Here is a 13,332-nt window from a genome sequence, read left to right as displayed (position 1 = left end):
CAAGACACCCCCTAGTGATGGAACCCGGTGGCCGCGCCCCTGTCGTGCGTCAGGGGGTGCGGCTGCCGGCGCAGGTCCTCCAGGGAGCGGCGCACATCGTCGATGAACAGGTCCGCCAGGTCCTCCGAGAAGCCGTTGCGGCACACCACCCGCAGTACGGACAGGTCCTCGCGGTTCGGCGGGAACGTGTACGCCGGCACCAGCCAGCCCGCCTCCCGCAGCCTCCGGGACACGTCGAAGACGTCGAACCGGGTCACGTCCGCAGCCGTGGTGAACGCGAACACCGGCAGCTGGTCGCCCCGGGTCAGCAGCCGGAAGTCGTCCAGCTCCTCCATGGCCTTCGCGACCCGGCCTGCGACGTCCCGCGCCGCCTGCTGCACGGCCCGGAAACCGTCCCGGCCCAGCCGCAGCAACGTGTAGTACTGCGCCACCACCTGCGCGCCCGGCCGCGAGAAGTTCAGCGCGAACGTCGGCATGTCGCCGCCCAGGTAGTTCACCCGGAACACCAGCTCCTCCGGCAGCGCCTCCTTGTCCCGCCACAGCGCCCAGCCGACGCCCGGGTACACCAGCCCGTACTTGTGCCCCGAGGTGTTGATCGAGGCGACCCTCGGCAGCCGGAAGTCCCACACCAGGTCCTCGTCGAGGAAGGGCGCCACCATCGCGCCGGACGCGCCGTCCACATGCACCGGGACGTCCAGGCCTGTGCGCTCCTGGAGCGCGTCCAGCGCGGCGCACAGGTCCGCGATCGGCTCGTAGGACCCGTCGAAGGTGGAGCCGAGGATGCCGACGACCCCGATGGTGTTCTCGTCGCACAGCTCGGCCGCCACCTGCGGATCGAGGTGGAAGCGCTCGCCCTCCATCGGGACCAGCCGGGCCTCCACCTCCCAGAAGGTGCAGAACTTCTCCCAGCACACCTGGACGTTGACGCCCATGACCAGGTTGGGGCGTGCCTGCGGGGACGGGTACCGGTCGGCGTTGCGGCTCGCCCAGCGCCGCTTCAGCGCCAGGCCCGCGAGCATGCACGCCTCGCTGGAACCCGTGGTGGAACAGCCCACGGCCGCCGACGGATCGGGCGCGTTCCACAGATCGGCGAGCATCGACACACAGCGCCGCTCCAGCTCGGCGGTGCGCGGGTACTCGTCCTTGTCGATCATGTTCTTGTCCCGGCACTCCGCCATCAGCACCGCCGCCTCCGGCTCCATCCAGGTGGTGACGAAGGTGGCGAGGTTCAGCCGCGAGTTGCCGTCCAGCATCAGCTCGTCGTGCACCAGCTGGTACGCCGTCGACGGCGCCATGGGGGAGTCCGGGAGGCGATGCGTGGGCGGGGCCTCGGTCATGCCGGCGGCCGGGTTCGTGGCGCCGTAGAAGGGGTTGACGGCCAGCCTGCGCCCGCCGCCTCGGGGGGCCGGTGATTCGCTGTTCCCGCGGTGCAGTGCCATGACTCGACGGTAGGACGGGACATGAGGGCTTGCACCTCACGCGGCGTGAGGGCGCACCGTGGTGCGCGTACCGAGAAGGGAGCGGAAGTGGGCTACTCCGTGGGACAGGTCGCCGGATTCGCCGGAGTGACGGTGCGCACCCTGCACCACTACGACGACATCGGTCTGCTCGTGCCCAGCGAGCGCAGCCACGCGGGACACCGGCGCTACAGCGACGCCGACCTCGACCGGCTGCAGCAGATCCTGTTCTACCGCGAGCTCGGCTTCCCCCTCGACGAGGTCGCCGCCCTGCTCGACGACCCGGACGCGGACCCGCGCGCACACCTGCGCCGGCAGCACGAGCTGCTGACCGCCCGGATCGAGAAGCTGCGGAAGATGGCGGCGGCCGTGGAGCACGCCATGGAGGCACGCACGATGGGAATCAACCTGACGCCCGAGGAGAGGTTCGAGGTGTTCGGCGACAAGGACCCCGAGCAGTACGCCGCGGAGGCGGAGGAACGCTGGGGCGGCACCGAGGCGTACGCCGAGTCGCAGCGCCGCGCGGCGAGCTACACCAAGGAGGACTGGAAGCGCGTCCAGGCCGAGGTCGACGACTGGCAGGAGCGGTACACCACCCTGATGGCCGCCGGAGGGCAGCCGTCCGGCGAAGCCGCCATGGACCTGGCCGAGGAGCACCGCCGGCACATCGGCAAGTGGTACTTCGAGGTGCCCTACGAGATGCACAAGTGCTTCGCGGAGATGTACGTCTCCGACGAGCGCTTCAAGGCGTACTACGACTCCATGCGGCCCGGTCTCGCCGAGCACCTCAAGGAGGCGATCCTCGCCAACGCGCACCGGCACTCCGCCTGAGGGTCCTGGCCCGCGCGAGGCTCTATTCGCGGGCCAGGACCACCGCGGTCCCGTAGGCGCACACCTCGGTGCCCACGTCGGCCGCCTCCGTCACGTCGAAGCGGAAGGCCAGGACCCCGTTGGCGCCTCGCGCGCGTGCCTGCTCCACGAGGCGTTCCATCGCCTGGTTGCGGGTCTCCACCAGCGTCTTGGTGAGGCCCTTCAGCTCGCCGCCGACCAGCGACTTCAGCCCGGCGCCGATCTGGCTGCCGACGTGCCGGGAGCGCACGGTCAGTCCGAAGACCTCCCCCACGACCCGGGTCACGCGATGCCCGGGGACGTCGTTCGTGGTCACTACAAGAACGTCGGGGCTGGGACCCTGCCCGCCGCCGTACTCATCGATGCCCATGACCCACAGCTTTGTCGCCGGGGCCGGGCGGTGCATCCTGAACGGGTCCATGGAACCCGGGACACCGGTCGCGCGTTGATATTTTTGACTCGCTCGTGACCGAACGTCCGCCCCTTCCCCCGCAGGAGCCACAATCCCGTGACCACCCTTGCGCTCGGCCCCGAGTGGCTCAGCCCGGACTACCTCATCGAGACGTTCAGCCTTCCCGGCATCCTGCTGATCGTCTTCGCGGAGTCGGGCCTCTTCGCGTTCCTGCCCGGGGACTCCCTGCTGTTCACGGCGGGTCTGTTCGTCGCCGAGGGGACCTACATCAGCCAGCCCCTGTGGCTGGTCTGCACGCTCATCGTGCTGGCCGCCGTCATCGGCGACCAGGTCGGCTACATGATCGGCAAGTTCTTCGGCCCGAGGCTCTTCAGCCGCCCCAACTCCAAGCTCTTCAAACAGGAGAACCTGGACAAGGCGCACGAGTTCATGGAGAAGTACGGCCCCAAGGCCATCGTGCTGGCGCGCTTCGTGCCGATCGTGCGGACCTTCGCCCCCATCGTGGCGGGCGCCGGCCGTATGAAGTACCGCACCTTCCTCACGTACAACGTCATCGGCGGCATCGCCTGGGGCACCGGCGTCACCCTCGCGGGCTACTGGCTCGGCCAGATCTCCTTCATCAAGAGCAACGTCGAGGCGATCCTGGTCCTGATCGTCGTCGTCTCCGTGGTGCCGATCCTCATCGAGTACCTGCGCGAGCGCGGCAAGAAGAAGCGCGCCGCCGCCGAGGCCCCGGCCGCCCAGGACGGGCAGCCGCACCAGGGGTACCAGCCGATGGACGACGCGACGACGCAGCTGCGCCGCATCCCGTCCCACGACCAGCCCCAGCAGCCGTACGGCGGCCAGGGCGGCCCCGGGCAGGACCAGCGGCAGTACGGATACGGGCAGCAGCAGGAACCCGGGCGGCAGCAGGGCTACGACGACCGGGGCTACGACGACCAGGGCTACGACCAGCAGTACTACGGGCAGCGGCACCCGCAGCAGCAGCCCGGACAGCCGTACGCCCAGCAGTACCCGCAGGGCTACGGCAGGCAGAACCAGCAGTACCCGCCGGACCAGGGCTACTGAGCCCACCGGCCGGCCCTCTCGCCACGGACGCCCTCCCCGGGGGGCGTCCGTCGCCGTCTCAGAAGCCGCGCGTCCGCTTGGCGGAGCGGCGCTTCTCCGGCGAGCTGATCCGCAGGAAGAGCCGGGAGATCTCGGACCCGAGGTTCACGCCGATCGCGATGGCCAAGGCCAGCGAGGCCGCCGTCGCCAGCGACACCAGCCCCGCGTCCACCTCGTTCTGCGCGATCGACAGCAGCCCGAAGTACGTGGCCGAACCGGGCAGCAGGGGCCCGATCGCCGCCGTCGTGTACGGCAGCGCGGACGCGAACCGGTAGCGGGCCATCAGCTGCCCGAACAGACCGACCAGACCGGCCGCCACCGCCGTCGAGGCGACCGGCGACAGCTCGCCCGCGTAGCGCATCGCCCCGTACACCACCCAGGCCACACCCCCGTTGAGGGTCACGGCGAGCACGGTGGACCGTTCCTGCTGGAGCAGCACCGCGAAGGTCAGCGACAGCAGCATCGACGCGGCGATCTGCCAGTACGGCCGCTCGGAGATGTGCAGCGCCGCGTCCGGGTTGAGCTTGGCGCCCAGATTCACCCCGAAGTACAGAACCACCAGCACGCCGGTCACGATGCCGACGAAGAAGTACATGACCTCCAGCAGCCGGGCCGACGCGGTGATGTAGAAGCCGGTCAGCCCGTCCTGCACGCCCGCCACCAGCGCCCGCCCGGGCAGCAGCGCGAACAGCCCACCGGTGATCACCGCGGACGCCTTGACGTCGGCGTGCGACAGCGTCAGCGCGACCCCGACCGCTGCCGGCGGCATCGCCGCGACCGTGAACTGGTAGAACTCCGGCAGCCCCCGCCCCGCGGCCAGCCACGCCAGCCGGTCGCCGAGCATCGCGCCGACGGCCGCCGCGACGAACACCAGCAGCCCGCCGCCCACCAGCACGGACGCCGCGCCCGCGAGCAGCCCGCTGGCCGCCGTCAGGACCCAGGTCGGGTACGGGTGCCGGTTGCGCCGGATCTCCGCGAGCCGCCGATAGGCCTCCTCCAGGGAGATGTGGGTCTCGGCGTCGCTGAGGTCGTCGACCAGCTGGTACACGGCGGCCAGCCGGGTGTAGTCGGTGCCGCGCCGGCGTACCGTGCGCGCCGCCGACACCGGGTCGTCCACCAGCGACGGCTGGTACGAGATCGACAGCAGGGTGAAGGTGACGCTCGGCTCGCAGCGGTCGAGGCCGTAGGACCGGCAGACCGCGAACATCGCGGCCTCCACGTCCTCGGCACCCTCACCGCCCGCCAGCAGCAGCTCGCCGATACGCAGGGTCAGGTCGAGCACGCGCGGGACGGCCGGACCCTCCTCCTCGGCCTTGTGCGGCCGCTCCGGCGCGGGCCGCTCGGCCACCGGCATGCGCAGCATCGTGCGCATCCGGTCCTGCCAGGGCACGTCCTTGGTCAGACTGATCTGCGGGATGCCGCCCGGCGGTGTGAAGCCGGGCAGGGTGTCCTCGGCGGCGTAGCCTCTCGGCGTGCTGAACGCCGAGCCCTCCCGGTCGGCGGGCGGCTGCTGAGGGACGTCGAGACCCTTGGGGAGCGCGAACTCCGACGTGGTCTCCGACTCGCTGTCCCCCACCTCCACCCCGGCGGGCGGCGTGAACGCCATCCTCGCCTCGTCCGACTGCGGCTTGCGGTCCTCCGCGTCCGTCACGTACGCAGCTCTCCTTGGAACGACACCTTCCGCCGTTCTTCAGTATGCGCACAGACACCAGGGATACACGGACGGGCCGTACGCCCGGCGTACGGCCCGTCCGTGGAACGGCTGTGGGACACGGCCCAGGGGGAAGCTCAGTGGCCGCCCTGGTCCTTGAAGCGCTTGTAGGACCGCTCGATCTCGGCCTCGGCCTCGGTACGGCCCACCCAGTCGGCGCCCTCGACGGACTTGCCCGGCTCCAGGTCCTTGTAGACCTCGAAGAAGTGCTGGATCTCCAGGCGGTCGAACTCCGACACGTGGTGGATGTCGCGCAGGTGCTCCACGCGCGGGTCGGTCGCCGGGACGCACAGCAGCTTGTCGTCGCCGCCGGCCTCGTCCGTCATGCGGAACATGCCGATCGCGCGGCACTTGATGAGGCAGCCCGGGAACGTCGGCTCGTCCAGGATGACCAGCGCGTCCAGCGGGTCGCCGTCCTCGCCGAGGGTGTTCTCGACGAAGCCGTAGTCGGTCGGGTAGGCGGTCGAAGTGAAGAGTCGACGGTCCAGGCGGATCCGACCGGTCTCGTGGTCCACCTCGTACTTGTTCCGCGAACCCTTCGGAATCTCGATCGTGACGTCGAACTCCACCGGTGGCTCCTCCATGATCAACACATAGTTCTGGTGGTTAAGTGTCCCTCACGCAGGTGTGTGATCGCGAAAGGGGCTGGTGGTCGTGCCAGAGCTGAGGCCTTGGCGAGCCGCGGGACCGCGGGTGACGCGGCTCGCGAACGCCGTGGGACCGCGACTGACGCGGGCCGCGGACGCCCTGCGACCGCGTCTCGCACGCGCCACGAGGCCGAAGACCTGGCAGTACACCGCCTGCGCCGCCACCGCCGGACTGGCGCTGGCCGCCACGGTGGTGACCGCCGCGGGCCCCTGGGACTCCACCGGTCAGCGTACGGCCGAGCGGGACCGGGCGGCCGCCCAGGAGCGCACGGGTGGCACAGATCACGGCGGGGACACCGACCCCTCCGGCGCGCGGGCCAGGGGTCCGCGCCCCGCGCCCAGCGCGGGCGCCGTCCTCACCGCCCTGGGCGCCGGTGCCGGGCACGCCGGGTCCGTCCCCGACGGCAAGGCCCTCGCGACCGTCCTGCGGCCCCTCCTCGGCGCCCCCGAGCTCGGCCGCCGCACCGGCGCCGCCGTCGTGGACGTGGCCACCGGCCGGCGCCTCTACGGCGAGGGCGCCTCCGACGCCCTGACGCCCGCCTCCACCACCAAGATCGCCACCGCCGTCGCCGCCCTCACCGCGATGGGCGCCGACCACCGCCTCACCACCCGCACCGCGCTGGAACCCGACACGAAGGAACTCGTCCTCGTCGGCGGCGGCGACCCCACCCTCACCGCCCGCGAGAAGACCGGCGGCTGGGCCGGACTGCGCGACCTCGCCGCGCGGACCGCCGACGCCCTGAAGCAGCGCGGCCTGCGCAAGGTCACGCTCTCCTACGACACGACGCTCTACGCCGGACCCGCACGCCACCCCATCGGCAAGAACACCAACCTCGCCCCCGTCAGCGCCCTGATGGCCGACGAGGGCCGCCTCGACGACTCGAGCAGCGGCACCGCCGACCGCAGCGACGACCCCGCGAAGGACGCGGCGGAACGCTTCGCCGACCTCCTCGCCGACCACGGCGTGCGCACCAGCGCGCCCGGCCCCTCCAAGGCCACCAACCGCGCCGAGTCCCTCGCCCAGGTCAGCTCGCCCCCGCTCACCGCCCTGGTCGAACGCATGCTGACCAACAGCGACAACGACATCGCCGAGGCCCTGGCCCGCCACACCGCCCTCGCGAGCGGCGAGCGCCCCGACTTCGCAGGCGGCGGCAAGGCCATCGAGGCCCGGCTCGGCAAGCTCGGACTGCCCGTCTCCGGCGTCGCCTTCCGGGACGGCAGCGGCCTCGACCGCCGCGACGCCCTCACCGCCGACCTCCTCACCGCCCTGCTCGCCCACGCCGCCGACCCCGCCCACCCCGAACTGCGCCCCGTCCTCACCGGCCTGCCCGTGGCGGGTTTCACCGGCACCCTCACCAGCCGCTACGGCGACGGCGCCGCGGGCGTCGTCCGCGCCAAGACCGGCACCCTCACCGGCGTCAACACCCTGGCCGGCACCGTCGTCGACCAGGACGGACGCCTCCTCGCCTTCGCGTTCCTCGCCTCCGACACCACCGACCGGGACGCCGCCCCGGCCGCCCTCGACCGGGCCGCCACGGCCCTCGCCGCCTGCGGCTGCCGGTGACGGCCCCGTGGGCACCGGTCCGCGGGGCGTCCGCCCGCACGCCCTGCCCCGACCGGGAACGCTCACGTACGGTTGACGCATGACGAGCATCGGTGGTGCTGCTTCTTCTCAGATGGTCGACTGGAACCTCGCGGTGGCGACCGCGACCCGGTTCGTACGGCCGGGCCCCGAGGTGAGCCGCGACGAGGCCCGGGCCGTCGTCGCGGAACTGCGCCGGCACGCGAAGTCCTCCGAGGAACACGTCCGCGGGTTCACCCGCATGGGCACCGAGGAGATGCACGACACCCCGGTCCTCGTCGTCGACCGGCCCGGCTGGATCCGGGCCAACGTCGCCGGGTTCCGCGAGATCCTCAAGCCCCTGCTGGAGAAGATGCAGGAGCGCCGCGGCAACGGCACCGGCCAGGCCGTCCTCGGCGCGGTCGGCGGCAAGGTCACCGGTGTCGAGCTCGGGATGCTGCTGTCGTTCCTCGCCTCCCGCGTCCTCGGCCAGTACGAGACCTTCGCCCCCGCCACCCGCGACATGCCCGCCGGGGAGAACGGCGGCGGCCGGCTGCTGCTCGTCGCCCCCAACATCGTCCACGTCGAACGCGAACTCGACGTCCACCCCCACGACTTCCGGCTGTGGGTGTGCCTCCACGAAGAGACCCACCGCACCCAGTTCAGCGCCGTCCCCTGGCTGCGGGACCACCTCGAGGGCGAAATCCAGTCTTTCCTCGGCGAGACCGACGTCGACCCCATGACCGTCCTGGAACGGGTCCGCGAGGCCGCCCAGTCCCTCGCCGGCGGCCGTCCCGAGGGCGAGGAGGACGACGGCGGACGCTCCTTCGTCGAACTCGTCCAGACCCCCGGCCAGCGGGAGATCCTCGGCCGGCTCACCGCCGTGATGTCCCTCCTGGAGGGACACGCCGACTTCGTCATGGACGGCGTCGGCCCCGCCGTCGTCCCCTCCGTCGCCGAGATCCGCGAGAAGTTCCAGCAGCGCCGCGCCAAGGGCGCCTCCCGGCTCGACACCACGCTGCGCAAGCTGCTCGGCCTGGACGCCAAGCTCCGCCAGTACCGCGACGGCGAGCGCTTCGTGCGGGCCGTCGTCGACGAGGTCGGCATGGACGGCTTCAACCGCGTCTGGACGTCCCCGAACACGCTGCCCACCAAGGCGGAGATCGGCGCACCGGCGGACTGGATCGCCCGCGTGCACCGCAAGGCCGACGGATGACGCCCCCGGCCCGCCGCGCATCTCATACGACGGCCGTGAACCGAAATCGGCCGACGGCAGACGAACGCCCCTCCAATCACCCGTCCGAGGGACCGTGAGCCATGGGTAGGCGTGCAATGCTCGGGGAACGGCCCGCTTCTGTCACCATCTACACACTCTGAGTGACCGAAGTCGGCCACATCCCCGGACAACTTCATGAAGGGAACCGGACATGGGTCCCCATCCTGCGGTCGCGGCGATACGCCTGGCGGTTCGCCGCGTACTCCACGACCTCCTCACCGAACACAACCGAACCACCGACGTCCCCGGCAGCCGCGCCTCCCGGCCGCAGGCACCGGCCGCGACGCCGGTCGCCGCCGCGCGCGTCGCCCGCGACACCGCGCGCGAGACGGCGTACGACCTCCCCGGCCCGGCCCAGCGCACGCCCCGGCGCGCCACCCCGCACGAGCGAACCCCCTCCCCGCTCGTCCTCGTGGCCTGCTCCGGCGGCGCCGACTCCATGGCCCTCGCCTCCGCCCTCGCCTTCGAGGCCCCCAAACTCGGCATCCGCGCCGGTGGCATCACCGTCGACCACGGTCTGCAGCCCGGCTCCGACCTGCGCGCCGAGGAAGTCGTCCTGCGCCTGCGCGAACTCGGCCTGGACCCGGTCGAGTCGATCGCCGTCACCGTCGGCCGCGGCGGCGGGCCCGAGGCCGCCGCCCGCGACGCCCGCTACGCCGCCCTCGACGACGCGGCCGAACGCCACGGCGCCGCCGCCGTCCTGCTCGGCCACACCCGCGACGACCAGGCGGAGACCGTCCTGCTCGGCCTCGCCCGCGGCTCCGGCATCCGCTCCCTGTCCGGGATGGCCGCGGTCTCGGGGGCCGACGGCCGTTACCGTCGCCCCTTCCTCGGCCTCGACCGGCAGACCGCCCGCAAGGCCTGCATGGTCCAGTCCCTGCCCGTCTGGGACGACCCCCACAACTCCGACCCCGCCTACACCCGCTCCCGGCTGCGCCAGGAGGGCCTGCCCGCCCTCGAGAAGGCGCTCGGCAAAGGCGTCGTCGAAGCCCTCGCCCGCACCGCCCAGCTCTCCCGCGACGACGCCGACGCCCTCGACGCGTGGGCCGGCCAGGCCGAGACCGCCGTCCGTGACGCCGCCGGACTCCTCGACTGCGCCAAGCTCTACACGCTGCCGCCCGCGGTGCGCCGCCGGATCCTGCGCCGGGCCGCCATCGAGGCGGGCGCACCCGCCGGTTCGCTCTTCGCCCGGCACGTCGAGGAAGTGGACCGCCTGATCACCGGCTGGCGCGGCCAGGGGGCCATCAACCTCCCCGGCAAAGTCGTCGCACGTCGCCAGGGTGGCAGACTGGTGATTCGGCAAGGCTGAAAAAGACCCCCACAGGGAGAGACCGGGCCTCCGGACCCGGAAGGCCCCGGACTCCCGCGGGGGACGTCAGCCGTAGGGCCGTGAGCCGTGCAGAAGCGGGACGACCGACCGAAAGTGATGCGGGTGGACGCGAAAGACATGGGTGCCGACCTCAAGAAGGTGCTCATCACCAAGGAAGAGATCGACGCGAAGCTGGCCGAGCTGGCCGCGAAGATCGACGCTGAGTACGCGGGCAAGGACCTGCTGATCGTCGGCGTGCTCAAGGGCGCGGTGATGGTCATGGCCGACCTCGCGCGGGCGCTGTCCACCCCGGTCACCATGGACTGGATGGCCGTCTCCTCGTACGGCGCCGGCACCCAGTCCTCCGGGGTCGTGCGGATCCTCAAGGACCTCGACACCGACATCAAGGGCCGGCACGTCCTGATCGTCGAGGACATCATCGACTCCGGCCTGACCCTGTCGTGGCTGCTGTCCAACCTCGGCTCCCGCGAGCCGGAGAGCCTCAAGGTGTGCACGCTGCTGCGCAAGCCCGACGCGGCCAAGGTGGCCATCGACGTCGAGTGGGTCGGCTTCGACATCCCCAACGAGTTCGTCGTGGGCTACGGCCTCGACTACGCCGAGAAGTACCGCAACCTCCCGTTCGTCGGTACCCTCGCGCCCCACGTCTACGGCGGCTGACCCCGTTCCGTAGGAAGATCGGGAACCCCGGCGGGCATCGCGCCGTTGGAGCAAGCAGACGGGCTTGACGGCCGTCCCGTGCGGCTACGGGCGTCGAAGCTGGGGTACCGTCAGAAGAACTGTCTTATCAAACTCACTATGGCAGGAGGGACGGGGCGGCACCGCTCCGTATGGATGGACGTGAAGCGATACTTCCGTGGGCCGGTCATGTGGATCGTGCTGGCCGTCCTTGCCGTGGTCGTGTTGATGCAGGTCGTCGGCTCGTCCGGCGGCTACAAGACGGTGGACACCGGCCAGGTCGTCCAGGCGATCAATGAGAACAAGGTCGAGTCGGCCAAGATCACCACCGGCGACGAGCAGAACATCAAGGTCCAGCTCAAAGACGGTGTGAAGGTCGAGGGATCCACCAAGATCCAGGCCAGCTACATCGGCGACCAGGGCGTGGACATCGCCAACACCCTGCAGAACAAGTTCCAGCAGAAGCAGATCCCCGACGGCTACACGGTCTCGCCGTCCAAGCAGAACCCGTTCGTCGGCATCCTGCTCTCCCTGCTGCCCTTCGTCCTCATCGTCGTCGTGTTCCTGTTCCTGATGAATCAGATGCAGGGCGGCGGCTCCCGGGTCATGAACTTCGGGAAGTCGAAGGCGAAGCTCATCACCAAGGACACCCCGAAGACGACGTTCTCCGACGTCGCCGGCTCGGACGAGGCCGTCGAGGAGCTCCAGGAGATCAAGGAGTTCCTCCAGGAGCCCGCCAAGTTCCAGGCCGTCGGCGCGAAGATCCCCAAGGGCGTCCTGCTCTACGGCCCTCCCGGCACCGGCAAGACGCTCCTCGCGCGCGCCGTCGCCGGCGAGGCGGGCGTGCCCTTCTACTCGATCTCCGGTTCCGACTTCGTCGAGATGTTCGTCGGTGTCGGTGCCTCCCGGGTCCGCGACCTGTTCGAGCAGGCCAAGGCGAACGCCCCGGCGATCGTCTTCGTCGACGAGATCGACGCGGTCGGCCGCCACCGCGGCGCCGGCCTCGGCGGCGGGCACGACGAGCGCGAGCAGACGCTGAACCAGCTGCTCGTCGAGATGGACGGCTTCGACGTCAAGGGCGGTGTGATCCTCATCGCCGCCACGAACCGGCCCGACATCCTCGACCCGGCCCTCCTGCGCCCCGGCCGCTTCGACCGGCAGATCGCCGTCGACCGCCCGGACATGCAGGGCCGTCTGGAGATCCTCAAGGTCCACCAGAAGGGCAAGCCGGTCGCCCCGGACGTCGACCTTTCGGCGGTCGCCCGCCGTACGCCGGGCTTCACCGGTGCCGACCTGAGCAACGTCCTCAACGAGGCCGCCCTGCTCACGGCCCGCTCCGACAAGAAGCTCATCGACAACCACATGCTGGACGAGGCCATCGACCGCGTCGTGGCGGGCCCGCAGAAGCGGACCCGGATCATGTCGGACAAGGAGAAGAAGATCACCGCGTACCACGAGGGCGGACACGCCCTGGTCGCGGCGGCCTCCCCGAACTCCGACCCGGTCCACAAGATCACGATCCTGTCCAGAGGCCGGGCCCTCGGCTACACGATGGTGCTCCCGGACGAGGACAAGTACTCGACCACACGCAACGAGATGCTGGACCAGCTGGCCTACATGCTGGGCGGCCGCGCGGCCGAGGAGCTGGTCTTCCACGACCCGACCACGGGCGCCGCGAACGACATCGAGAAGGCCACGGCCACGGCTCGCGCGATGGTCACGCAGTACGGCATGACCGAGCGTCTCGGCGCCATCAAGTTCGGCGGCGACAACACCGAGCCGTTCCTGGGACGTGAGATGGCTCACCAGCGCGACTACTCGGAAGAGGTCGCCGCGCTGGTGGACGAGGAGGTCAAGAAGCTCATCGAGACGGCGCACAACGAGGCCTGGGAGATCCTGGTCGAGAACCGCGACGTCCTCGACAACCTCGTCCTGGCCCTGCTGGAGCGGGAGACGCTGGGCAAGGAGGAGATCGCCGAGATCTTCGCCCCCATCGTCAAGCGCCCGCCCCGGCCCGCCTGGACCGGCTCCTCCCGCCGTACGCCGTCGACCCGTCCGCCGGTGCTCTCCCCGAAGGAGCTCGCACTGACGAACGGCGCCAACGGCACGACTCCGGCGATCAGCACCGCCAAGTCGACGGTGACGGATCCCGCCCCGGCGACCGAGCAGGCCCCCGAGGAGCGTCCCGAGAGCTGACGCCCCACCCGGTCGGTGACCGGGCCCGGAATGGATGCCGTGCCCCCCTGGTTCTAGCCTGGGGGGCGCGGCATTTCGTATGACCGCAGATCAGACGCGTGACCAGACGCG

11 protein-coding genes are annotated in these 13,332 nt (G+C 71.0%); 7 read left to right on the top strand and 4 right to left on the bottom strand.

Features of this window, described 5'->3' with window-relative positions:
* Window positions 1-11: 11 nt before the first annotated feature.
* Entirely contained in the window at window positions 12-1,439 is a 1,428-nt protein-coding gene (locus tag ADL34_RS27390; RefSeq protein ID WP_062673141.1) for a glutamate decarboxylase, read from the bottom strand.
* Window positions 1,440-1,526: 87 nt separating this feature from the next.
* On the opposite strand from ADL34_RS27390, the gene ADL34_RS27385 reads away from it, so the two are divergent.
* Window positions 1,527-2,288: a MerR family transcriptional regulator gene (locus tag ADL34_RS27385; protein ID WP_062673144.1), complete on the top strand. Its 762-nt coding sequence runs from the start codon at window positions 1,527-1,529 to the stop codon at window positions 2,286-2,288.
* Between the two features lie 22 nt (window positions 2,289-2,310).
* On the opposite strand, the gene ADL34_RS27380 is transcribed toward ADL34_RS27385, so the two are convergent.
* Window positions 2,311-2,676, bottom strand: coding sequence for a YbjQ family protein (locus ADL34_RS27380; protein ID WP_062673146.1), 366 nt, complete (start codon window positions 2,674-2,676; stop codon window positions 2,311-2,313).
* Window positions 2,677-2,814: 138 nt separating this feature from the next.
* Between ADL34_RS27380 and ADL34_RS27375 the strand changes: the two genes are divergently transcribed.
* A complete protein-coding gene (locus ADL34_RS27375; protein WP_062673148.1) occupies window positions 2,815-3,786 on the top strand; it encodes a DedA family protein in 972 nt (323 codons plus the stop codon).
* 58 nt (window positions 3,787-3,844) lie between these two features.
* Here the strand turns inward: ADL34_RS27375 and ADL34_RS27370 are convergent, their stop codons facing one another.
* Together ADL34_RS27370 and ADL34_RS27365 are read right to left on the bottom strand one after the other, a co-directional pair.
* A complete protein-coding gene (locus ADL34_RS27370) occupies window positions 3,845-5,476 on the bottom strand; it encodes a threonine/serine ThrE exporter family protein (RefSeq protein ID WP_062673150.1) in 1,632 nt (543 codons plus the stop codon).
* 137 nt (window positions 5,477-5,613) lie between these two features.
* A complete protein-coding gene (locus ADL34_RS27365; protein ID WP_031487466.1) occupies window positions 5,614-6,105 on the bottom strand; it encodes an inorganic diphosphatase in 492 nt (163 codons plus the stop codon).
* Window positions 6,106-6,184: 79 nt separating this feature from the next.
* Between ADL34_RS27365 and dacB the strand changes: the two genes are divergently transcribed.
* From dacB to ftsH, 5 genes are all read left to right on the top strand, one after another.
* On the top strand, window positions 6,185-7,747 hold the full coding sequence (gene dacB / locus ADL34_RS27360; RefSeq protein ID WP_062673152.1) for a D-alanyl-D-alanine carboxypeptidase/D-alanyl-D-alanine-endopeptidase: 1,563 nt from the start codon (window positions 6,185-6,187) through the stop codon (window positions 7,745-7,747).
* Between the two features lie 79 nt (window positions 7,748-7,826).
* Window positions 7,827-8,960, top strand: a complete 1,134-nt coding sequence (locus tag ADL34_RS27355) for a zinc-dependent metalloprotease (protein WP_062673154.1) — start codon at window positions 7,827-7,829, stop codon at window positions 8,958-8,960.
* Between the two features lie 211 nt (window positions 8,961-9,171).
* A complete protein-coding gene (gene tilS / locus ADL34_RS27350) occupies window positions 9,172-10,329 on the top strand; it encodes a tRNA lysidine(34) synthetase TilS (protein ID WP_062673157.1) in 1,158 nt (385 codons plus the stop codon).
* Window positions 10,330-10,446: 117 nt separating this feature from the next.
* Window positions 10,447-11,007, top strand: a complete 561-nt coding sequence (hpt, locus tag ADL34_RS27345) for a hypoxanthine phosphoribosyltransferase (RefSeq protein ID WP_062673159.1) — start codon at window positions 10,447-10,449, stop codon at window positions 11,005-11,007.
* A gap of 174 nt (window positions 11,008-11,181) precedes the next feature.
* A complete protein-coding gene (gene ftsH, locus ADL34_RS27340; protein WP_062673161.1) occupies window positions 11,182-13,221 on the top strand; it encodes an ATP-dependent zinc metalloprotease FtsH in 2,040 nt (679 codons plus the stop codon).
* The last annotated feature ends 111 nt before the right edge of the window (window positions 13,222-13,332 follow it).

It is taken from the genome of Streptomyces sp. NRRL WC-3605, from assembly GCF_001509795.1.
Classification (GTDB): Bacteria; Actinomycetota; Actinomycetes; order Streptomycetales; family Streptomycetaceae; genus Streptomyces; species Streptomyces viridochromogenes.
Note: the sequence above shows the minus strand (reverse complement) of the source record. Positions and strands in the feature narration are given on the sequence as shown.